Source organism: Amycolatopsis japonica, from assembly GCF_000732925.1.
Taxonomy (GTDB): Bacteria; Actinomycetota; Actinomycetes; order Mycobacteriales; family Pseudonocardiaceae; genus Amycolatopsis; species Amycolatopsis japonica.
In genome coordinates this window covers 3,179,469-3,200,989 of record NZ_CP008953.1, presented here as the reverse complement: position 1 = coordinate 3,200,989, position 21,521 = coordinate 3,179,469, and the positions used below count along the sequence as shown (strand labels likewise).

Sequence of the window (21,521 nt, the reverse complement as noted above, 5' to 3'; positions counted from 1 at the left end):
GACGCTAGGGATCCCGTGGGCACCGATGCTTCTCGATTCCTGATCGGTCCGCTTGACCTCCACATTACTTGAGCTTTTATCTTCGCGGAAAACGAAGGGAATCACTCATGACCGTCTTGGTAACCGGAGCGACCGGGAACACCGGCCGCCACGTGGTGGCCGAACTCCTCCGCCGTGGGGAACGCGTCCGGGCACTCACCAGGAACCCCGCCGAAGCCCGGCTTCCGGCGGGTGTCGAACTCGTGGAAGGCACCCACACCGCGCCGGAGACCTTGACCGAGGCCTTGGCAGGTGTCACCAAGCTGCACATCACGGTCACGGCGGGACTCGCGGATGTCGGCGTCGATCTGGTCAAGCGTGCCGTGGACGCGGGCGTGCGCCGGATGACCATCGTGTGGGGCGGTTACGTCGGGCCGACGGAACAGGCCATGGCCGAATCCGGGGTGGAATGGACGCGCCTGGAGCCGCAGGAGTTCATGTCCAACGCCCTGACCTGGGTCGACTCCGTCCGCGCCGAGGGCGTGATCCGGGAGCCGTTCGACCTTCCGAGCGCCGTGGTGCACGAGGGCGACATCGGCGCCGTCGCCGCCACCGCACTCGTGGAGGACGGGCATTCGGGCAAGGTCTACAACCTCACCGGGCCGCAGGCCCTGACCACGAGCGAACGGATCGCGATCCTCGGCTCCGCGGTCGGCCGTGACATCACACTGGAGCAGATCACGCGGCAACAGGCGATCGACCGGCTGCTGGCCGAAGGCGTTTCGGTCGCGGACGCCGAGTACGTCGTCGGCTGGCACAGCGATCCGCCCGTGGAGGCGCGAACCGTCGTCGGCACGATCGAGAAGGTGACCGGACGACCCGCCCGCACGTTCGCGCAGTGGGTCGCCGAACACGCCGACCGATTCAGGCCGTGAGCGGTCCGACCGCCTTCACGATTTCCAGCACCGGCGCGGTGTGCACCGTGTGGATCGCCCGCAACGCGCCCAGCCGGTGCGTGAGGTAGTGGTGCAGCGCGGCGGGGTCCGGGCACAACGCCTGCGCGGCCAGGTTGGTGGGCCCGGTCGTGGCGACGACGACGGCCAGCTCCTCGTGAGTGGCCAGCGTCGTCGCCACCTCGTCGAGATCCGCCGGCGCGACGGCCATCCACAGGAACGCCTGGGTGGTCACGCCGTACAGGGCCGCGCTGATCTCGACGTCGAAGAAGAGCGCGCCTCGCGCGCGCAGATCCGCCAGGCGGCGGGCCGCCGTCGCCGGGGCGAGGCCCGCCGCCGCGGCCAGGTCCGCGATACTCGCCCGGCCGTCGCGGCGGAGGGCGGCGATCAGCGCGTGATCCGCCGCCGTCAGCGGGCTCTCCTCGCCGACGGATTCCGTCGGTCGCAACGCTTCCTGCTGCTCCTCGGTCAGCGCGGCGACCCGGCCGCGCCACGCCGTCGGGCCGCCGAGGTAGGTGTGCAGGATGAAATGCGCGGACACCGCCGTGACACTCGCGGCCCGCGGGATGTCGTGCAACAGCATGGCGCTCTGCGCGTGCCGCGGCGTATGCGCGATCGTCACGATCTCCGTGCCGCCGGAGGTGAGCTTGACCCACGACGTGTCCGGCCGCCGGGCCAGCGAACGAGCGAGCGTCCGCGCGGCGGCGGGCTGCGCGCTCAGCCGGACGAGCCACTGCGTCAGCCCCGTCCGGTCGGGATCGGGCAGGCCCACCACGCGTAACCCGGATTCGGCCCGGAGCCGCTGATAGCGCCGGGCGACGGTCTGGGTCGAGACACTGAGGACCGCCCCGATCCGGCTGAACGGCGCACGGGCGTCGATCTGCAGCGCGTGGATCAAAGCGCGGTCGATGTCGTCGAGCATGGAATATTTCGTCCATTCGATCCGGGTTTCAGGGAACAAAAGTCATCCTCGCCGCACGATCCCGTTCATGCAACTGACGAAGACCGGATCGGTTCCGCTCGCCACGCTGCTCGCGGCGGAGGCGATGAACGTGCTGGACGCGACGATCACCCAGGTCGCCGGCCCGGCGATCCACGCCGACCTCGGCGGCCCCGCTTCCGCCATCCCCTGGTTCGGCGCCGCGTACACGCTCCCGTTCGCGATGCTCCTCTTCACCGGCGGCAGGCTCGGCGACCTGCTGGGCCGCCGCCGCGTGTTCCTGTGCGGTGTGACGATGTTCGCCCTGGCCTCACTGTGCTGCGCGCTCGCACCGGGCACCGGCGTCCTCATCGGCGCGCGAGCGGTCCAGGGCATGGCGGCGGCGCTGGTGATCCCGCAGACCTTCGGGTTGATCAAGGCCATGTTCTCCGGCCCGGCGCTGGCGGCGGCGCTGGGCTGGAACGGGCCGGTGGTCGGCCTGTCCGCCGTGAGCGGGCCGTTGCTCGGCGCCCTGCTGACGGATCTGGTGTCGTGGCGGGCGGCGTTCCTGGTGAACGTGCCGATCTCGCTCGCGGTGCTCGTGGCGGGACGGACGCTGCCGGAAGACCGCGCCGAGCATCCGGTCCGGCTGGACGTGCAGGGCACCTTGCTCGCTTCGCTCGGCATGGGACTCGTTGTGTACCCGTTGCTCGACAGGTGGAACTGGGCGCTTTTCGCCGCGGGCGCCGCCGTGCTGGTGCTGTTCGGGTTCCATCAGCGGAACCGGCGTCATCCGCTGGTCGAGCCGAGTCTGTTCGAACACCGCGGTTTCCCCGCGGCACTGGCGGCGTCGACCCTGTTCTTCGCCGTGATGAACGGGTTGATGCTCGTGGTGGTCCTGCACCAGCAACTCGACGAAGGGCTCGGCGTACTCGCGTCCGGGCTGACGCTGCTGCCGTGGTCGGGCGGGCTGGCGATTTCCTCGTGGGTGGCGGGCAAATGGCTCGTTCCCCGGCACGGATCACGTGTCGCCTTCGCCGGTCTTGCGCTGCTGCTCGCGGGAATCCTGCTGGCTCTCGGTGGCACATTGCCGATCGCACTCGGGATCGGCGGGCTCGGCCTCGGGCTGTTCACGGTGCCGTTCTTCACCGCGGCGCTGTCCGTCGTCCGCCCACAGGAGACCGGCTCCGCGGCGGGCCTGCTGAACGCGGTGCAGCAAGTCGGTGCGACGCTGGGCATCGCGGTGTTCGGTAGTGTCTTCCTGCACGGTCGTTCCGTGGTGGGGGCGTTCTCGCTCGCGGCGGTGCTGGTGGTGGCGACCATGGTCGCGACCGTGCTGATGCCCCGGACCGGCGCCTTCGCTACCCCTCGGCGGCCTTGAACCACGCGCCGATCCCGGCGAGCGCGCCCGGACCGTAGTCACCCCGGACATCGTCGGCCAGATCCGCGATGGTGACGGCGCGCAACGCCGCCCGCCACTGAACCTCGGCGTTCGCCATCGCGCGGCTGATGGCGCACGGCGTCGTGCACGCCTCGGGCGGCGTCGCCATCGGGCCGCGCTGCCGGATCTCGGTGCAGAGGAAGGCCGGGCCGGGTCCGTCGATGGCCTCGACGACGTCGAGCACCGTGATCTCCGAAGGCGGCCTGGTGAGGACGTAGCCGCCGGCCTTCCCCTGCACCGACCGGATGAGATCGGCCCGGGAAAGCGCTTGGAGCTGCTTCGCGAGGTAGCTCGGCGAGACGTCGTGAAGCTGCGCCAAGCGCGCGGCGGGCGCGGGCTCGTCGACGGAGGTCAACACGACACAGCAGTGCAGGGCCCACTCGACCCCACCGGACATCTTCACCCGGATGACTCTAACCCGCCTCTTGACTCGGACACAATGTATCCGAGTAATATCTCGGACATTCGGTGTCCGGGTTTGCGGGCGCCACCGACGAAGGGCACTGGGTCATGAAATTCGCGATCATCGGCGGGACCGGGCTGATCGGCTCGCAGGTCGTGCGCAACCTGAACGAGGCGGGTCACGATGCGGTGCCGCATTCGCCGTCCACCGGGGTCGACCTGCTCACCGGCCAGGGCCTGGACACCGCGCTCGACGGCGCCGACGTGGTCGTCAACCTGACGAACTCGCCGACTTTCGACGACGCCTCCCCCGCGTTCTTCCGGACGTCGATGGACAACCTCGTGGCGGCCGCGAAGAAGGCGGGCACCGGGCATTTCGTGATCCTGTCGATCGTCGGCGTCGACCAGGTGCCGCAGCTCGACTACTACCGGGCCAAGACCCTGCAGGAGGACATCCTCAAGGAGAGCGGTGTCCCCTACTCGATCGTCCGCGCCACCCAGTTCATGGAATTCGTCGACGCGGTCCTGTCCTGGACCTCGGACGAGACCGCCGTCCGCCTGCCCAGCACGCCGATCCAGCCGATCGCCGCGGCCGACGTCGCCGCCGCGGTTTCCGAGGTCTCGGCGGGAAAGCCGTTGAACGGCACCCTCGACGTGGGCGGCCCGGACGTCTATCCGCTGGACGAACTGGGCCGGATCACCTTGTCCGCCAAGGGAGACACGCGTCCGGTGACCGTCGACGAGACCGCGGGCATGTTCTCCGCCGTCAAGGGTGACGTGCTCACCACGAAGGACGGCGCCCGCATCGCCGAGACCCGCTACCTCGACTGGCTCAAGTAGCCGGGCTGAAGGGAACCATGACCGCATGCGACGCGGCGAAGGGCCCCTTCGCCGCGTCGCATGCGGCGAAGGGCCCCTTCAGCCCACGTCAGCTGGGCAGCAGCGCCGGAGCCGCGAGACGGCTGGCGTTCGCCGCCTCGTCGTCCGGCTGGGCCTGCGCGGACCGTTCCGCCTCGACCCGCGCGAGGTAGTTGGCGACCTCGCGCTCCTGCTTGTGCGAGTCCCAGCCCAGCAGCGGCGCCATCAGCGCGGCCACCACCGGCGCCGCGGTCACGCCGCGATCCCGCTCCTCGATGGAGATCCGGGTGCGCCGCGTCAGGACGTCCTCCAGGTGCAGCGCGCCCTCGTGCGAGACCGCGTAAACGACCTCCGCCTTCAGGTACTCCGCGGTCCCCGGGATCGCTTCACCCAGTTCAGGACGCTCCGAGATCGACTCCAGGATGTCCTCGATCGCGGTGCCGTAGCGCTGGAGGAGATGCTCGATGCGGGCGATGGGCAGCCCCGTGCGCTGCACGAGCGAGTGCCGCGCGCCCCACATCTCGTGATAGCCGGTCGCGCCGACGATCGGCAGCCGCTCGGTCCACGACGACGGCGCGGGGCGGCCGAGGTCCTCCACCGCGACGTCGACCGCGTCGGCGGCCATCACCCGGTACGTCGTGTACTTGCCGCCGGCCACGATCACCAGACCCGGCACCGGATGCGCGACGGCGTGCTCCCGCGACAGCTTCGTGGTCGACGTCGCCTTCGCGGCCAGCAGCGGCCGAAGCCCCGCGTACACGCCTTCGATGTCGTCGGCGGTGAGCGGCGTGCGAAGGACGGCGTTGAGGTGGTCGAGCACGTAGTCGACGTCCGCCTGGCTGGCCGCCGGGTGCTCGCGGTCGAGGTCCCATTCGGTGTCGGTGGTGCCGACGATCCAGTGCCGTCCCCACGGGATGACGAACAGCACGCTCTTCTCGGTGCGCAGGATCAGCCCAGTGTCCAGGTCGATCTTCTCGCGCGGCACCACCAGGTGGATACCCTTCGAAGCACGCACGGTGAACGGCGCGGGGATGCCCGCCGCTTCCGCCATGTCGTCGCTCCACACGCCGGTCGCCGCGACGACCGTCTTCGCCCGGACCTCGATCTCCGCACCGCTCTCGCGGTCGACGACCTTGGCCCCGACGACACGTTCGCCGTCGCAGATCAGCGAGGTCACCCGCGCCCGGGTGAGGACGGAAGCACCTTGCTCGGCCGCGGTCCGCGCGATGGTCATCGTGTGACGGGCGTCGTCGACCTGGGCGTCGTAGTACTGGATGGCGCCGATCAGGGCGTCGTCCGCGAGGCCGGGCGCGACCTTGCCCGCGCCGCGCTTCGACAGATGCCGGTGCCGCGGCAGGGCCCGCGCTCCGCCGAGGGTGTCGTACAGCGTGACACCCGCGCCGATGTAGCCGCGTTCCCAGACGCGGTGCTTGAGCGGCACCAGGAACTTCACCGGCCGGACCAAGTGCGGCGCGAGGGTCTGCAGGAGCAGGCTGCGTTCCTTCAGCGCCTCGCGGACCAGCTTGAAGTCCAGGTTCTCCAGATAACGCAGCCCACCGTGGATCAGCTTCGACGACCGGCTCGACGTTCCGGCGGCGAAGTCGCGGGCCTCGACGAGCGCGACGGAGAGTCCGCGCGACGCCGCGTCGAGTGCGACGCCGGCACCGGTCACTCCCCCGCCGACGACGAGCACGTCGATCTCCTCACGAGCGAGCTTGCGCAGCGTCTCGGCACGGTAGACCGGGGAAAGCGGTACGGGTGTCACCTTGTTCCTCCTGTTCATCGGGCTCACTCGACCTCGACCCAGTCGAGCGTGCGGCCGACGGCCTTCTGCCAGCCCGCGTAGCCCTCGGCGCGCTGTTCGTCCGTCCACGACGGCTCCCAGCGCTTGTCCTCGTTCCAGTTCTGTTCCAGCTCGTCGGTGCTCTTCCAGAACCCGACGGCGAGCCCGGCCGCGTAGGCGGCACCGAGCGCGGTGGTCTCGGCGACGACCGGCTTCGACACCGGCACGCCGAGGATGTCGGCCTGCAGCTGCATGCAGAGTTCGTTGGCGGTCACGCCACCGTCCACACGCAACACGTCGAGCGTGACGCCGGAGTCGTTCTGCATGGCCTCGACGACGTCGCGGGTCTGGTAGCAGATCGCTTCGAGGGTCGCCCGCGCCAGATGCGCGTTGGTGGTGGCGCGGGTGAGGCCGACGATCGCGCCGCGGGCGTCGGAACGCCAGTACGGGGCGAAAAGCCCGGAGAACGCGGGGACGAAGTAGACGCCGCCGTTGTCCTCGACCTGGCGCGCGAGGCTCTCGCTCTGGGACGCGCCGCTGATGATGCCCAGCTGGTCGCGCAGCCACTGCACGGCGGAACCCGTGACGGCGATGGAGCCTTCCAGCGCGTACACCGGCTTCTCGTCACCGAACTGGTAGGCCAGCGTCGTGAGCAGCCCGTGCTTCGACCGCACGACCTCGTGCCCGGTGTTGAGGAGCAGGAAGTTTCCGGTGCCGTAAGTGTTCTTGGCCTCGCCGGGGCGGAAGCACACCTGGCCGACGGTCGCCGCCTGCTGGTCGCCGAGCACGCCGGTGATGGCGACCTCGCCGCCGAGCGGGCCGTCCGCGCGGGTCACGCCGAAGCGGCCGTTGTTCGACGACGGCGCGATCGACGGCAGCATCTGCTTGGGGACACCGAAGAACGACAGCAGTTCGTCGTCCCACTCCAGTGTTTCCAGGTCCATGAGCATGGTGCGCGACGCGTTGGTCGGATCCGTCACGTGCACGCCGCCGTCGGGCCCGCCGGTGAGGTTCCAGATGAGCCAGCTGTCGGTGGTGCCGAAGAGCGCGTCACCCTTTTCGGCGTCTTCGCGGACGCCCTCGACGTTCTCCAGGATCCACTGCAGCTTGCCGCCGGAGAAGTAGGTGGCGGGCGGCAGACCGGCCTTCCGCCGGATGACGTCGCCCTTGCCCTCGCGTTCGAGCGCCGAGGCGATCCGGTCGGTGCGGGTGTCCTGCCACACGATGGCGTTGCAGTACGGCCGCCCGGTGCGGCGGTTCCACACGACGGTGGTCTCACGCTGGTTGGTGATGCCGAGCGACGCGAGGTCGGCGGCGGTCAGCTTCGCCTTGTTGAGCGCGGTGGCGATGACCGAGCGGGTCCGCTCCCAGATCTCGGTGGCGTCGTGCTCGACCCAGCCCGGCTTGGGGAGGATCTGCTCGTGCTCGAGCTGGTGGCGGGCGATCTCGTTGCCGCCGTGGTCGAAGATCATGAAACGCGTGCTGGTGGTGCCCTGGTCGACGGCGCCGATGTAATCAGACATGGGTTTCTCTCCTTAGGAAACGCGCTCGATGTCCTTGGCGGGCAAGGCTTCCGGTGCCGGTTCGGCGGGCAGGTAACGCTCGATGAAGAACTTGTAGATCGCCCCGCCGATCACCGCGCCGATCACCGGCGCCACGATCGGGATCCACCAGTAGGGATAGCCGTATTGATCGGTGAACGCGGTGTCGTAGCCGGTGAGCCAGGACATCAGGCGCGGGCCGAAGTCGCGGGCGGGATTGATCGCGTAGCCGGCGTTGGTGCCCCAGGCCATGCCGATGGCGACCACGAGGAAACCGACGACCACGGGCGCGAGATTCGCGGCAGGCGCGGTGTTGCGGAGGTCGGTGATGGCGAAGATCACCAGAGCCAGGATCGCGGTGCCGATGATCTGGTCGCGGAAGGCGCCCCAGTCACCCACCGGCAGGGTTCCGTTACCCGGAAGAGTGGAGAACACGCCCTGCGTCTTGATCGTCAGGCCGGGGTCCGCGGCGTTGAGCACCTCGGTGTAGTTCCAGCGCACCAGCAGCGCGGCGAGGAACGCGCCGGCGGTCTGCGCCAAGGCATACGGGGCGACCTTGCGCCACGAGAAGCCCTTGAACACCGCGAGTGCCACGGTGATGGCGGGGTTCAGATGCGCGCCGCTGATCCGTGAAGCCACGTAGATACCCAGCGTGACACCGATTCCCCACGCCCACGCGATGCTGTCGTGGTCCCCGATGCCCGCGGCGACGACTTGGGCCACCACCCCGCAGCCGAACAGGATGAGGATCATCGTCCCGACGAACTCCGCCGCCAGTTCGCCCGCCAGTCCGCGAGCCTTGAGGTTTCGCACCATTGCTTCCTCCACAAAGGACACCGTTGCCCTGTTGAGGCCGAAGTTAAGTTCGCGGAAACGCGGGGTCAACGGACGCCGGTCGGCATTGTCGAACGGCTGAAGACGATGTTCGACATTGTCGAATCAGGGCCGGTCGGGCTACGGTTGGGCCGTGCCCGGTCCGATCCAGTCCATCGAGCGCGCCGCCGCGATCCTGCGGTTGCTGGCGCGCGGTTCAGGCCGTCTCGGGGTCGGCGAGATCGCCGATTCCCTCGAACTCGCCAAGGGAACGGCGCACGGGATCCTCCGTACCCTGCAAGGGGTCGGCTTTGTCGAACAAGACCGCGACACCGGGAAATACCAACTGGGCGCGGCGCTCCTGCACCTCGGCACGAGCTACCTCGACGTCAACGAACTCCGCTCCCGCGCGATCAACTGGGCCGACGCGCTGGCCGCGCGCAGCGGTGAGGCCGTCCGCATCGGCGCGCCGCTGGAGGGCCGGGTCCTGGTGGTGCACCACGTGTTCCGGCCCGACGACAGCCTGCAGACGCTCGACGTCGGCACGCTTCTGCCGTTGCACGCGACGGCGCTCGGGAAAGTCCTTCTGGCCTACGACACCGGTCTCGTGGCATCGTTGCGCACCGGCGGACCGGAGGCCTACACCCGCCGGACCCTGGTCACCCAGACCGCGATCAAACGCGCCTGCGGCAAGGTGCGCGAGGCGGGCTGGGCGAGCGAGAACGGCGAGATGATCACCGGCGAGGCCGGGATAGCCGCGCCGATCCGCGGCCACGGCGGCATCGTGGTCGGCGCGATCGGGGTCTCCGGCGCGGCGGAACGGATCTGTGAAGCCGACGGCAGCCCGATCCCGCGGCTGCTCGGCCACGTGCGCGACGCGGCACGGGCGGTTTCCCGCGATCTCGGCGCGTCCCGATGGTGATGGAGGTGCTCGCGTGGTCCAGCGCTACGTGATGTCGATCGACCAGGGCACCACCTCGACACGGTGCATCCTGTTCGACGCGCGCGGCAGGCTGGTGTCGGTCGCGCAGCGCGAACACCAGCAGCATTTCCCGCGGCCGGGCTGGGTCGAGCACGACGCGACGGAGATCTGGCGCAACGTCGGCCGGATCGTGCCGCAGGCGCTGGCCGACGCAGGCATCGATGCCGGGCAGGTGGTCGGCCTCGGCATCGCGAACCAGCGCGAGACGACGGTGCTGTGGGACCGGCACACCGGCAACCCGGTCGGGCGGGCGATCGTCTGGCAGGACACCCGCACCGACGCGATGCTCGAACACCTCGCCCGCGAGCCGGGCGCCGATCGTGTCCGGCGGCTGTGCGGGCTGCCGCTGGCCACGTACTTCTCCGCGCCGCGGATCCGATGGATGCTCGAACGGACCCCTGGCCTGCGGGAACGCGCCGAACGCGGCGACGTCCTGTTCGGGACGGTGGAGAGCTGGCTGATCTGGAACCTGACCGGCGGACCCGAGGGCGGCGTCCACGTCACCGACGTCACCAACGCCTCGCGCACCATGCTGATGAACCTGCGCACGCTGTCGTGGGACGACGAACTGCTGGAGTTCTTCGACGTCCCGCGCGCGATGCTGCCGGAGATCCGCCCGTCGACCGAGGTGTACGGGACGACGTCGCGGGTGGTTCCCGGCATCCGGATCGCGGCGGCGCTCGGCGATCAGCAGGCGGCGCTGTTCGGCCAGACCTGCTTCGCACCCGGCGAGGCGAAGTGCACGTATGGAACCGGCAGCTTCCTGCTGCTCAACACCGGTCCGACGCCGGTGCTCTCGGCGCACGGCATGCTGACCACCGTCGGCTTCAAGATCGGCGACGAGCCCGCCGTGTACGCGCTCGAAGGGTCGATCGCGGTCACCGGTTCGCTGGTGCAGTGGTTCCGCGACGGGCTCGAACTGATCGGCAGCGCGCCCGAGATCGAGACGCTGGCGAGGACGGTCGAGGACAACGGCGGCTGCTACATCGTGCCCGCCTTCTCCGGCCTGTTCGCGCCGCACTGGCACAGCGAGGCGCGCGGCGTGATCGCCGGGCTGACGTCGTACATCACCAAGGGGCATCTGGCCAGGGCCGTGCTGGAGGCGACGGGCTGGCAGACCCGCGAAGTGGTCGACGCGATGAACGCCGACTCCGGGCTCGCACTGTCGACGCTCAAGGTGGACGGCGGGATGACCGCCGACAACCTGCTGATGCAGTTCGTCGCCGACGTCCTCGACGTGCCGGTGGTGCGCCCGATGGTCGCCGAGACGGTGTCGCTGGGCGCGGCGTACGCGGCCGGTTTGTCGGTCGGTTACTGGCCGGACCTGGAGGGTCTGCGGCGGAACTGGCATCGCGCCGGGCAATGGCTGCCGACGATGGACCCCGCCCGCCGCGACAGTGAGTACTCGCACTGGCGTCAGGCCGTGGAGCTGACGTTCGGCTGGATGCGTCCCGGCCCGACGGCCGCTCCCCCGGGTTCCGACCTGGTCGAGGTCGTCCTGGCCGATCACCGCCGGATCGAACAGCTGTTCCGCGACCTCCGCAACGACGAGGCCGACCGTCCGGCGCTGATCGCGGAGCTCTCGGCGTCTCTGGTCGCCCATGCGACCGCGACGGAGCGGATCGTCCGTCCCGATGCGACGGAGAGCGGGCTCGCGGACGAACTACTGGCCGTGCTGGAGTCCGCCGACTCCGAGAAGGCGTTGGCAGCGCTGGAGAATTCGGTCGACGCGCATATCCGCGCGGAGGAACGCGGGTTGCTGAACGAACTCCGGCGCACACTGTCCACTTCGGATCGCACCGGCCTCGGCCGGGCGTTCGTCGCCGAGCGGCAGCGGCAGCTGGACCTCGGCTGCGGCTCCGCCGCGCACGTCCGCGAGCAAGGTTCTCGGCTGCGCCTCTCGTGACGTGCTAGCCTGTCGCCGTGCGCCGCTGGACCCGACTCGTAGTCAAGCGCGCCGGCTGAACCAGGTCGCCGGCGCGCATTCCGGCGACCCCTCGATACGGGGCATCTCCCGGGACCTGGCCCTCCATGGCCTGTACGTTTTCCCGCCTTCGGAGACCACGATGTCGATCACCGCTTTCCAGGTTCCCGCCCCTCGCTCGTCCATGCTGGTCCGTCGCCGGATCGCCACGTACTTCGTCGGCGGCGTCGAACAGATCCCCGGCCTGCTCGAGGCGCTCGGCTGCCTGGTCCACGACCTGTCCGTCGACGTCCGCGACGGCGTCCGGGAAAGCACCATGACCTGCGCCGTCCTGATCGACGCCGCCGAGGTCGAACCCCTGCTGAACCGGCTGCGCGACCTGACCTCCGTCGTCTCGGCCGAACTGGTCTGACCGTCCCAAACCCGCAACTCACGTGATTGAACGGCGATCACCCGTGATTGAGCGGCGATCACGATGATCGCCGCCTGATCACGCATGATCGCTGTCCAATCACGTGTGTGCGCCGTCTGATCACGGGTGATCGCCGTTCGGGCACAAAGTCCCCTATGCCCGAAGTCACTTGCACGGTTCCATGCAGCCGGTCATCCAACGACCATCGGCCTCTTGACTTAGTTAAGAAGCCTTCTTAACTTCAATTTCATGGCCGAAACTCCCCGAAACAGCAGGTCCCAAGCCTATCGTCGGCTCAGCTTGGCCGAGAAACACGACAAGTTCGTCAATCAGTACTCGCGGCGGACCCTGTTCCGGGTGGGTGCGGTGAGCGGCGCGGCACTCGCCGCCGGCGGCGTCCTGCTCCCGGGCGCGGCCGCGGCCTCCCCCGGGCCGATGGTGCTGCTCAACGCCGACAAGGTCGCCGGTTCGGCGCTGCGGCCGTTCGGACGGCATATCGCCTACGGGGCCGACCCGTCCCAGCAGGTCGTCGTCTCCTGGCAGGTGCCGGCGGCGGTGACCGCGCCGTTCATCCGGATCGGCACTGTTCCCGGCGACTTCAGCCCGCCGATCCAGGCCGAGGTCCGGGCGCTGACCAGCCAGATGTCCTGGCAGCACCCGGTCGAGGAGGTCCCGCCGAACAGCCCGAAGTCGATCACCCAGTACTACCTCCACGCCCGGATCGACCGCCTCCTGCCCAACACCACGTACTACTACGTCGTCGGACACGAGGGCTACGACCCCGCCGCCCGGCTCGGCGAGATGGCGAGTTTCCGCACCGCACCCGCCCCGGGCGGCGACGGCACATTCACCTTCACCGCTTTCGGCGACCAGGGCGTCGGCTACAACGCCGTCTCGACCAGCAGCCTGATCGCGGGTCTCGATCCGGCCTTCCACCTCGCCATGGGCGACCTGAGCTACGCGCTCGAAGGCGAGGGCGGGCATCCGGAGGAAGACCAGTACGACGCGCGGCTCTGGGACTCCTTCTTCGTGCAGAACGAACCGGTCACCGCCGGGATCCCGTGGATGATGGCGCTCGGCAACCACGAAATGGAGGGCTGGTACTCCGCGGACGGTTACGGCGGCGTGCGGGCGCGTTTCACCATGCCGGACAACGCCTGGGACGGCTCCACCTGCATCTACTCGTGGCGCTATCAGAACGTCGGCATGATCAGCCTGGACGGCAACGACGTCTGCTACAACAGTCCGTCCAATCTGGACTACACGAAGGGCAAGCAGCTCAAATGGCTCGGGAAGACGCTCGCCGCCTTCCGCGCCGACCCCACGATCGACTTCATCGTCGTCTACTGCCACCAGTGCACGTATTCCACGTGCCATTCCAACGGCGCCGAACTCGGCGCGCAGAAGGACTGGGCACCGTTGTTCGACAAGTACCAGGTCGACCTGGTGCTCAACGGCCACAACCACATCTACGAACGCACCGACCCCATCCGGGCGGGCAAGGCCGTCAAGAAGGTGCCCTCGCGCGGGACCACCAATCCGGTCAAGGACGGGACGACCTACATCACCGCGGGCGGCGGTGGCGGCAGCGTCTCCGAGTTCCCGGCGCCCGACACGTACCTCGGCCATGAGACGAGCAACGACTCCCCCGTCCCGATGAAGTACTCGGAACGCGACGGCCAGGACCGCACGAAGAAGGTCACCTGGTCCCGGGTCCGGTTTCGCGGCTACAGCCTGGTCGCCGTCGACGTCGTCGCGGGGACGGGCGCCACACCGCCCAAAATGGACGTTCGCGCGATCAGCGCCGACGGCACCCTCGTCGACCAGATCATCGTGCAGCGTTCCTGACCGGCGGCGGCGGTCACCCCGGCGGCCAGGTCCCTGGCTCCCCGACCGGGAAAGTGACCTCGGCCGCGTTTTCCACGGCGATCTTGAAAGCGCTTACAAGAAGGTCCGCGAAACAGGCCCGAGGAGCCGCCGAGCCCCCTCCCGTCTGAGCTTTCAGCGCGCCCAGCTGTTCACCGGCCAAGGGCGCGACCCGGTCCATGAACTGCCCGAGGAACCGCAGGGCGGCGACGGGCGGGATCCCGGCCACGGCGAGGTCCGTCACCGCGCGCGAAACGGACGGACGCACGACCGCCGGGGCTCCCGTGTCGTCCCTGCCCAGCACGCCGTGGCGTTCCAGGCACCGGGCGACGGCGGGCTGGTCGCGGGCGATGTCCGCCATCGCCGCGTCCAGCCGCTCGGCGCGGTCCACTGTGGTCGTTCCGAGCATCGCGGCGATGGAAACCAGGTTGAAGCCCTGTTTCTGCAGCATCGTGATGCGTCGCAGACGCCGCAGATGGGCCGGGCCGTAGTAGGCGGACCTGCCGTGCCGGACCGGCGGGGCGAGCAGACCCCGCGTCTGATGGGCCCGGATATTGCGCGCCGACATGCCGACGATCGTGGAAAGTTCTTCGATCGTGTATCCGGCCGGCCTCGACGAAAAGGGCTTCACGCCGACAGCTTAACCAATGGTCGGATGAGTACACCACAGAGCCGGGGCAATGGCGGCACCACTGTCAACCGGCTGAATCAGCGAGTTGCCATAAGTTCATCGGTTCCCGGCGACGAACGCAAGGTCAGCGGCCGGTTTACATGGTTTCGTGCCAAGCAATGCCGGATTTGGGGTGTTCCACGACCCCCGGTTACTCCAGTCAGGCGATCTTGATGGGCCGAGGACTTCTTTGCCGTTTAAATGCACCAGAGACATCCGATGTCTCAACTCTGTCGACGCCCGCGGAGCGCCGCTGAACCCGATGGTTGGTCGTCAAAGTTTCAACCTTTTTTCCCAGGAGGTTTCCATGTTCTGGAAACGGATCGCGGTCGCGGCCGTGGCCGCGACCGGTTTGGCCACGGCGCTGGTGGTGTCCCATCAGGACACTCCCGCCGTCGCGATAGAGCCCGCCGCGGCGAAAGTGCCCGCGTTCGACCACATCGTCCTCGTGATGTTCGAGAACAAGGACTACAAGGAGATCAGCGGCAGCTCCAAGGCGCCGTACTTCAACAAGCTCGCCTCACAGGGCGCCAAGTTCACCAAGGCGTACGGGACGACGCACCCCAGCCAGCCGAACTACATCGCCCAGTTCGCGGGTTCGACGCACGGTGTCGACAGCAACAAATGCCAGGATCTCGGGAACAAGGAGAACATCGCGTCCCAGCTGGCGGGGATCGGCAAGAAGTTCGTCGGTTACGCGGAAAGCATGCCTTCCGACGGCTACACCGGCTGCACGAAGGGCAATTACGCCCGCAAGCACAACAGCTGGGTCAGCTTCAGCAATGTGCCGTCGTCGGCGAACAAAAGGTTCTCGTCGTTCCCGAGCGACTTCACCAAGCTCCCCCACGTCGCTTTCGTGACCCCGGATCTGTGCAGCGACATGCACGACTGTTCGGTCGACACCGGCGACAAATGGCTGAAGAAGAACCTCGACGCGTACGCGCAGTGGGCCAAGACGCACAACAGCCTGCTGATCGTCAATTTCGACGAGGACAGCGGGACGTCGGTGAACCAGATCTTCACGACGTTCGTCGGCGCCCACGTGAAGCCGGGCAGCTACAGCGAATCCATCAACCACTACTCGATCCTCCGCACGATGGAGGCGTCGTTCGGCCTGCCGGGCATCGGCAACGCGGCCAACAAGGCGCCGATCACCAGCGTGTGGCAGTAGCCGGGTGAACCCCGCGGGCGTGTCCACTGTGGACGCGCCCGCGGGCGGAGAAGGGTGGTTCGTCGCGTGTACCTGTCCACGATCGGCCGCCGGGAGCATCCCGGTGGCGTGTCCAAGAAGTCCTTCGCCCTGTTGGGCGGGAACGTCTTCGCCCTGGGCACCGTCAGCCTCGTCACGGACGTCTCCTCGGAGATGGTGACGGCCGTGCTGCCGGTGTACCTGGTGCTCGGGCTGCATCTCGGCCCGGCGGCGTACGGCGTGGTGGACGGCCTCTACACCGGCGCGACCGCGCTGCTGCGCCTGGTCGGCGGCTACGTCGCGGACCGGGTGCGACGACGCAAGGCGGTCGCCGGGCTGGGCTACGCGATGTCGGCCGTGGCGAAACTGGGGCTCGTGGCCGCGGGGTCGTCGGCGACCGCGATCGGCGTGGTGCTGACCGCGGACCGCACGGGCAAGGGGCTGCGGACCGCGCCCCGCGACGCGCTGATCACCCTGTCGGCGCCCGAACACATGCTGGGCCGCGCGTTCGGCGTGCACCGGGCGATGGACAGCGTCGGCGCGTTCCTCGGCCCGCTCGCCGCGGTCGCGGTACTGGCCGTGGCGGGCTCGGCGACCGGGGTCGAAGGCTTCGACGCGGTCTTCGTGACCAGCTTCTGCATCGCCACCGCCGGAGTGCTGCTGGCGTTGTTCGTCCGCGACCACCGCGCGCCCAAACCGCCGTCCGGCACCGTGTCCCTACGAGCGGCGGCGGGGCTCCTGCGGGGCGCCGGCGTGCGGCGGCTGCTGATCGCCGCGTGCGTCCTCGGCCTGGCCACCATCGGGGACGGCTTCGTCTATCTCCTGTTGCAGGACAAGGAGGACATCGCCACCGGCTGGTTCCCGCTGCTGGCCGTCGGGACCAACCTGGGGTACCTGCTTCTGGCCGCGCCGCTCGGCGCGCTGGCCGACCGTATCGGCAGGCTGCCGGTGATGCTCGGCGGTTACGGCGCCCTGATCGCCGTCTACCTGCTGCTGCTCAGCCCGCTCACCGGCTGGGCGTTGTTCGCGCTCACTCTCGGCCTGTACGGCGTGTTCTACGCCGCGACCGACGGCGTGCTGATGGCGCTTGCCGGACCGTTGCTGCCCGAGGCGTTGCGCACCACCGGTATCGCCATCGTACAGAGCGGGCAGGCGCTCGCGTACTTCGTCTCGTCCGTCCTTTTCGGACTCTCTTGGCAGTTCTGGGGCGCGACCACGGCGATCACGATCGCCGCCGGGACGGTGCTCGTCGCCGTCGCCGCCACCTTCGTTCTCTTGGTTCCCCGCAGGAAGGCACGACCGTGAACACCCGCACCCGCGTCCTGATCGCCGTCACCGGAGTACTCACGCTGGCCGCCGCCGCCGTGATCTACGTCGGGGTGGCGGGCGCGCGCAACCAGGACACCGCGTCGGCGGGCACCAGCGGCGCCGTCACCCTTGAAGGCGGACGGTTGCTCTTCCGCAGCACCGCCGACGCCGACCGCGGGCACGTGTCCAGCGTCAGCGCCGCCGACCCCGGCGGCGCACGGGCGGTGTCGACCGTGTCCTGCAGCCGGGTCTACGCGGCGGGCGGCACCGGGATCTGCCTGCGGCCGGAAACCGGGCTCACCACGTATCAGCTGGCCGTGCTCGACGGCCGTCTCGCGGTCACGCAGGAGATCCCGCTGGTCGGCCTGCCCAACCGGGCGCGGGTCTCGCCCGACGGGAAACGGCTGGCGTGGACGGTGTTCGTCACCGGCGATTCCTACAACGGCGGCCGGTTCTCCACCCGCGCCGGCACCCTCGACCTCACCACCGACAACGTCGAGGGCACGCTGGAGGACTTCGCCGTGACCGTGGACGGCAAGCCGTACAAGGCGGCCGACTTCAACTTCTGGGGTGTCACCTTCACCCGGCAGCCGGGCCGGTTCTACGCCACCATGTCGACCGGCTCCCATCGGTACCTCGTCGAAGGCGACTCGACCGCACGGACCGTGAAGACCTTGCGGGACAACGTCGAATGCCCGTCCCTCTCCCCCGACGAGACCCGTGTCGCCTACAAGGCCGCCATCGACGGCGATCCCGCGAAGGGCTGGCGGGTGTCGGTGCTCGACCTCGCGAGCGGCACCGTGACGCCGCTGGCGGAGACCAGGAACGTCGACGACCAGCCCGCGTGGCTCGACGACCGGACCGTCGCCTACGCCCTTCCCCGCACTCAAGGACACTCCGACGTCTGGGCCGTCTCCGCCGACGGCTCGGGCGCGCCGCGGCTGCTGATCCCGGAGGCCGAGTCACCCGCCGCGCTGCCCTAGGCTCTCGGCATGAGGGCCGCGCTGCTGATCGTCGACATGCAGGAAATGCTCGTTCCCCTGGTCTGGCGTGGCGAGGAACTGGCGGCCCGGATCGCCGCACTCGCCAGGAAGGCCCGCGAGAACGGTGTCCCGGTGATCGCACTGCGGCAGATCGGCGCTCCCGGCACCGACTTCGACCCCGAGTCGCCGGGCACCCGGGTCAGCGCGCTGCTCGGTCTCGAACCGGTCGACGTGGTGGTCGACAAGACCGCGACGGATTCCTTCTACCGCACCGGACTGGCGGGGCTGCTCGTCGACCGGGCGGTCGACACCGTGGTGCTGACCGGACTGGCCACCGACTACTGCGTCGACGCGACCGCCCGGTCCGCGCAGAGCCACGGCCTGGACGTCGTGCTGGTCGCCGACGGCCACGCTCCCTCGTCCGACGGCGACCCCACCACCGGGCTGACCGCCGAACAGGTCGTCGCCCGGCACAACCTGCTGCTGAGCACGGCGATCCATCCCGGCGGACGGCTGCGCGTGCTGCCGTCGGCGGAGGTCGAGTTCACCGGCCCGTAGGATCGGCCCGCCATGATCACGAACTTCCTGCTCGACCACTCCGCCCTCGTGCCGGTGGCGATCCTGCTGGTCGCGCTCGTCTGCGCCGTCCTCGGCCATCTGTTCGCGGGCAGGCATCGAGTCCTCTGGACGCTCGCGGGAGTGGCGCTGGTACCGGTCGTCGCGCTGACGCTGGTGCCCACCCGGCACACGATCGACGAGTTCCTGTGCACGGTCCAGTTCTCCCTGCCCACGCTCGGCTCGGTGGAGCTCCTGGCCAACGTCGCGCTGTTCCTGCCGCCGGTCTACTTCGCCGCGCTGGCGTCCCGACGGCCGGTGACGATGTTCGCGGCAGGCTCGGCGCTGTCCGCGGTGATCGAGGCGCTGCAAGCGTTGGTGCCCGCGATCGGCCGCGCCTGCGACACCAACGACTGGCTGATGAACACCATCGGCGCCCTCATCGCGGCGGGTATGGCGTGGCTGGTGGGCCGCCGCGCTCAGTCGGGCAGTTCCACGGGCGCGATGTCGTCGTAGACATCGCCGGGCCCGGGGTTCGCCGGATCCGTCTCGCCACCGAAGTGGTGCATGACGCCCCACACGGCGTTGAGCGCCGTCTGCACCGCGCCTTCGGCCCAGCCCGCCGTCCAGGAGACGTCGTCGCCCGCCAGGAAGAGACCGCGGTGGCGCTCCTCCAACCGGTCCTGCTTGAAGTGGGTGAACAGCCGGTGCTGGTAGCGGTAGTGACCGGGCAGGTTGGCCTTGAACGCGCCCATGAAATGCGGTTCGGCCTCCCAGGACACGGTCACCGGGTCGCCGATGATGTGCCGCCGGACGTCGACGCCCGGGTAGATCTCCTTCAGCGACTGCAGCATCACCTCGACCCGCTCGGACACCGAAAGCGGCAGCCACTTCAGCGAATCGTCGGCCCAGGTGTAGGACAGGCAGATCACCGCGGGCGCGTCCGGATCGTCGCCGAGCAGGTACGTGCCACGCGGCATGCGGTCGGTCAGCGTCATGCTCATCGTGTCGCGCCCGGTCTCCGGGTCCTTGTCCAGCCAGAACGGCCGGTCCACCGGGACGAAGACCTTCGAGGACTCCATGTAGTGCGTGCGCTCGATCGCCGTCCAGTGGTCGATCGGGAACAGCGCCTCGTCGCATTCGATCTTCGACAGCAGCATCCAGCTCTGCGCGGTGAACACCGCCGCCGGATAGGTGCGGATGCGGCCTTCGGTGTCGGTCACGGTGATGTTGTTCGGCGCGGTCCGGTGCAGCCGGGCGACGCCGGGGTTCGAGCTCCCGCCGTGCAGCGAGCTCAAACTCGTTCCGGCGGGCCAGAAGGCGATGTCCTCGGGCGCGTGTTCCCACAGCCGCAACGGAAGCCGCCTGCTGCCGCCGACGATGCTGCGGTGCTCGTCGTCCGCGCCGGTGTAGACCACCCGCAGGATCTCCAGGATGGAGTTCGGGAAGTCCGTGTCCCAGCCGCCGGTGCCGAAGCCGACCTGTCCGAAGATCTCGCGGTCACGGAAGGAGGCGAACGCGGGCGAATCGCAGAGGAAACCGTAGAAGGTCTGGTTGTCCAGCTTCGGGACGAGCTCGTTCCACAGCCGCTTGATCGTCTTCACGTCGCGGTCGCGGATCGCCTTCTGCATCTCGGTGAACGCGGCCTGCTCGGACAGTGTGCTGTCCCACGCGGCCGCGACCTTGCCGAAGACGGCGGGGAGTTCGTCCGCCGTGCGCGCGTAGTGGCTCTCCCCCTTGAGATCGACGACGGTGCTCGGCGTGCCCGGCGCCAGCGGGTTCGGGAACGGCGTGGTCTCCAGGCCGACCTTGTCGATGTAGTGGAACAGCGCGGTCGACGCCGGCGGGAAGCGCATCGCGCCCATCTCCGCGACGACATCGTCCGGGCAACCGGGGAAGTTCACCGTGCGCAGGCGGCCGCCGATCTCGGCGATCTCGTACACGACCGGGCGCAACCCGAGCTTCATCAGCTCGTACGCGGTGACGATGCCCGAGAGGCCCCCGCCGATCACCGCCACCTCGGTGCCGTGCCGCTCGGCCGGAAGGCTGCCGAGCCCGGCGGGGTGCGCGAGGAAATCGTCGTAGGCGAACGGGAAGTCGGGGCCGAACATGGTGATCGGACGGCCCGCCGGTTCGTCGTGGTGGATCGCGGTCGGGAGGGCGGAGGTCATGCGGAAAGTCCTCGGTACAGATCGGGCCGTCGGTCGGCCAGGTGGGTGTTCTCCAGCCGCGACGCGACGAGCGCGTCACGGGTCACTTCGGCGCTGATCAGCTCCGGGCCGGCGCCCGCCCGGGCGAGCACTTCGCCGGTCGGGGCGACGACGCAGGAGTGGCCGCAGTAGGTCAGTTCCTGTTCGGTGTCACACCGGTTCGCGTACGCGACGTACAGCTGGCTCTCGTAGGCGCGGGCGGGCACCAGCGTGTCCGCGACCAGTTCGTACGGGCTCATCAGCGCGGTCGGCACCACGAGCAGTTCGGTCCCGGCCAGCGCGTGTGCCCGCACCAGCTCGGGGAACTCGACGTCGTAGCAGATCAGCAGGCCGATCCGGAGACCGTCGAGCTCCGCCTGCACGACCGCCTCGGCACCCGGCTCGAACCAGTCGCGGTCGATGTCGCCGAACAGATGCGTCTTGCGGTAGTTCGCCAGGCGTCGTCCGTCGCGACCGATCAGCTGGACGCTGTTGTACACGCGGCCGCCGTCGGATTCGGGATATCCGTAAGCCAGCGCGACGCCGGATTCCGTTGCCAGCGCGGACATCCGGGCCGCTGTCGGACCGTCGGCGGGTTCGGCGAGCTCATGCGACCGGGCACCGATGTGGTAGCCGGTCGTGATCATCTCGGCGGCGATCACGAGATCGGCGCCCGACGCCTCGACGGCGGACGGCAGCTCGGCGTACGAGCCCTGATGGACGGCGACCCTCATGCCGACGACGATATCCGCCG

20 protein-coding genes are annotated in these 21,521 nt (G+C 69.2%); 12 read left to right on the top strand and 8 right to left on the bottom strand.

Annotated features, from left to right (window positions below; all coding sequences use genetic code 11):
- The first annotated feature begins 107 nt into the window (after positions 1 to 107).
- On the top strand, positions 108 to 914 hold the full coding sequence (locus tag AJAP_RS15095) for an NmrA family NAD(P)-binding protein (protein WP_038511952.1): 807 nt from the start codon (positions 108 to 110) through the stop codon (positions 912 to 914).
- Here the strand turns inward: AJAP_RS15095 and AJAP_RS15090 are convergent.
- Positions 904 to 1,854 (bottom strand): Lrp/AsnC family transcriptional regulator, encoded by a 951-nt coding sequence (locus tag AJAP_RS15090; RefSeq protein WP_038511949.1) that lies wholly within the window; start codon positions 1,852 to 1,854, stop codon positions 904 to 906. The genes AJAP_RS15095 and AJAP_RS15090 overlap by 11 nt on opposite strands.
- A 67-nt stretch (positions 1,855 to 1,921) precedes the next feature.
- Between AJAP_RS15090 and AJAP_RS15085 the strand changes: the two genes are divergently transcribed.
- On the top strand, positions 1,922 to 3,232 hold the full coding sequence (locus AJAP_RS15085) for an MFS transporter (RefSeq protein WP_038523076.1): 1,311 nt from the start codon (positions 1,922 to 1,924) through the stop codon (positions 3,230 to 3,232).
- Here AJAP_RS15085 and AJAP_RS15080 read toward each other — a convergent pair.
- Complete coding sequence (locus tag AJAP_RS15080) at positions 3,213 to 3,689, bottom strand: Rrf2 family transcriptional regulator (protein WP_038523074.1); 477 nt, start codon at positions 3,687 to 3,689, stop codon at positions 3,213 to 3,215. The two genes, AJAP_RS15085 and AJAP_RS15080, sit on opposite strands and share 20 nt — an antisense overlap.
- A gap of 113 nt (positions 3,690 to 3,802) precedes the next feature.
- Between AJAP_RS15080 and AJAP_RS15075 the strand changes: the two genes are divergently transcribed.
- Positions 3,803 to 4,534, top strand: a complete 732-nt coding sequence (locus AJAP_RS15075; RefSeq protein ID WP_038511947.1) for an SDR family oxidoreductase — start codon at positions 3,803 to 3,805, stop codon at positions 4,532 to 4,534.
- Positions 4,535 to 4,622: 88 nt separating this feature from the next.
- Here AJAP_RS15075 and glpD read toward each other — a convergent pair whose 3' ends face one another.
- From glpD to AJAP_RS15060, 3 genes are read right to left on the bottom strand one after another with little or no spacing between them, the layout of a single operon-like run.
- A complete protein-coding gene (glpD, locus tag AJAP_RS15070) occupies positions 4,623 to 6,335 on the bottom strand; it encodes a glycerol-3-phosphate dehydrogenase (protein WP_038511944.1) in 1,713 nt (570 codons plus the stop codon).
- Between the two features lie 5 nt (positions 6,336 to 6,340).
- Complete coding sequence (glpK, locus tag AJAP_RS15065) at positions 6,341 to 7,858, bottom strand: glycerol kinase GlpK (RefSeq protein ID WP_038511941.1); 1,518 nt, start codon at positions 7,856 to 7,858, stop codon at positions 6,341 to 6,343.
- A gap of 12 nt (positions 7,859 to 7,870) precedes the next feature.
- Positions 7,871 to 8,692, bottom strand: coding sequence for an MIP/aquaporin family protein (locus tag AJAP_RS15060; protein WP_037339527.1), 822 nt, complete (start codon positions 8,690 to 8,692; stop codon positions 7,871 to 7,873).
- A 151-nt stretch (positions 8,693 to 8,843) separates the two neighbouring features.
- Here AJAP_RS15060 and AJAP_RS15055 point away from each other — a divergent pair, with 151 nt between their 5' ends.
- From AJAP_RS15055 to AJAP_RS15040, 4 genes are all read left to right on the top strand, one after another.
- Positions 8,844 to 9,611, top strand: a complete 768-nt coding sequence (locus AJAP_RS15055; RefSeq protein WP_016335197.1) for an IclR family transcriptional regulator — start codon at positions 8,844 to 8,846, stop codon at positions 9,609 to 9,611.
- Positions 9,612 to 9,624: 13 nt separating this feature from the next.
- Positions 9,625 to 11,577, top strand: coding sequence for a glycerol kinase GlpK (gene glpK / locus AJAP_RS15050; protein WP_038511939.1), 1,953 nt, complete (start codon positions 9,625 to 9,627; stop codon positions 11,575 to 11,577).
- Between the two features lie 160 nt (positions 11,578 to 11,737).
- Entirely contained in the window at positions 11,738 to 12,007 is a 270-nt protein-coding gene (locus AJAP_RS15045) for a hypothetical protein (RefSeq protein WP_038511936.1), read from the top strand.
- A 300-nt stretch (positions 12,008 to 12,307) separates the two neighbouring features.
- A complete protein-coding gene (locus AJAP_RS15040) occupies positions 12,308 to 13,855 on the top strand; it encodes a purple acid phosphatase family protein (RefSeq protein ID WP_228694945.1) in 1,548 nt (515 codons plus the stop codon).
- 13 nt (positions 13,856 to 13,868) lie between these two features.
- Here AJAP_RS15040 and AJAP_RS15035 read toward each other — a convergent pair whose 3' ends face one another.
- Positions 13,869 to 14,504, bottom strand: coding sequence for a MerR family transcriptional regulator (locus AJAP_RS15035; RefSeq protein ID WP_038511930.1), 636 nt, complete (start codon positions 14,502 to 14,504; stop codon positions 13,869 to 13,871).
- A gap of 346 nt (positions 14,505 to 14,850) precedes the next feature.
- Here AJAP_RS15035 and AJAP_RS15030 point away from each other — a divergent pair, with 346 nt between their 5' ends.
- From AJAP_RS15030 to AJAP_RS15010, 5 genes are all read left to right on the top strand, one after another.
- The gene (locus AJAP_RS15030; RefSeq protein ID WP_038511927.1) at positions 14,851 to 15,714 is read left to right on the top strand and encodes an alkaline phosphatase family protein; all 864 of its coding nucleotides are present in this window, start codon (positions 14,851 to 14,853) and stop codon (positions 15,712 to 15,714) included.
- Positions 15,715 to 15,780: 66 nt separating this feature from the next.
- The gene (locus AJAP_RS15025) at positions 15,781 to 17,037 is read left to right on the top strand and encodes an MFS transporter (RefSeq protein ID WP_051972451.1); all 1,257 of its coding nucleotides are present in this window, start codon (positions 15,781 to 15,783) and stop codon (positions 17,035 to 17,037) included.
- Positions 17,034 to 18,023 carry a TolB family protein gene (locus tag AJAP_RS15020; protein WP_038511923.1) on the top strand — a complete coding sequence of 330 codons (990 nt, stop codon included), beginning with the start codon at positions 17,034 to 17,036 and terminating at the stop codon, positions 18,021 to 18,023. The genes AJAP_RS15025 and AJAP_RS15020 overlap by 4 nt, the downstream gene beginning before the upstream one ends.
- Positions 18,024 to 18,032: 9 nt before the next feature.
- Positions 18,033 to 18,581 (top strand): cysteine hydrolase family protein, encoded by a 549-nt coding sequence (locus tag AJAP_RS15015; protein WP_084098152.1) that lies wholly within the window; start codon positions 18,033 to 18,035, stop codon positions 18,579 to 18,581.
- A 12-nt stretch (positions 18,582 to 18,593) separates the two neighbouring features.
- Positions 18,594 to 19,094 (top strand): VanZ family protein, encoded by a 501-nt coding sequence (locus AJAP_RS15010; RefSeq protein WP_038511922.1) that lies wholly within the window; start codon positions 18,594 to 18,596, stop codon positions 19,092 to 19,094.
- Here AJAP_RS15010 and AJAP_RS15005 read toward each other — a convergent pair.
- Together AJAP_RS15005 and AJAP_RS15000 are read right to left on the bottom strand one after the other, a co-directional pair.
- The gene (locus tag AJAP_RS15005) at positions 19,058 to 20,749 is read right to left on the bottom strand and encodes a flavin monoamine oxidase family protein (protein ID WP_038511919.1); all 1,692 of its coding nucleotides are present in this window, start codon (positions 20,747 to 20,749) and stop codon (positions 19,058 to 19,060) included. The genes AJAP_RS15010 and AJAP_RS15005 overlap by 37 nt on opposite strands.
- Positions 20,746 to 21,501, bottom strand: a complete 756-nt coding sequence (locus tag AJAP_RS15000) for a carbon-nitrogen hydrolase family protein (protein ID WP_038511916.1) — start codon at positions 21,499 to 21,501, stop codon at positions 20,746 to 20,748. Before AJAP_RS15000 ends, AJAP_RS15005 begins: the two co-directional genes overlap by 4 nt.
- Positions 21,502 to 21,521 lie beyond the last annotated feature (20 nt).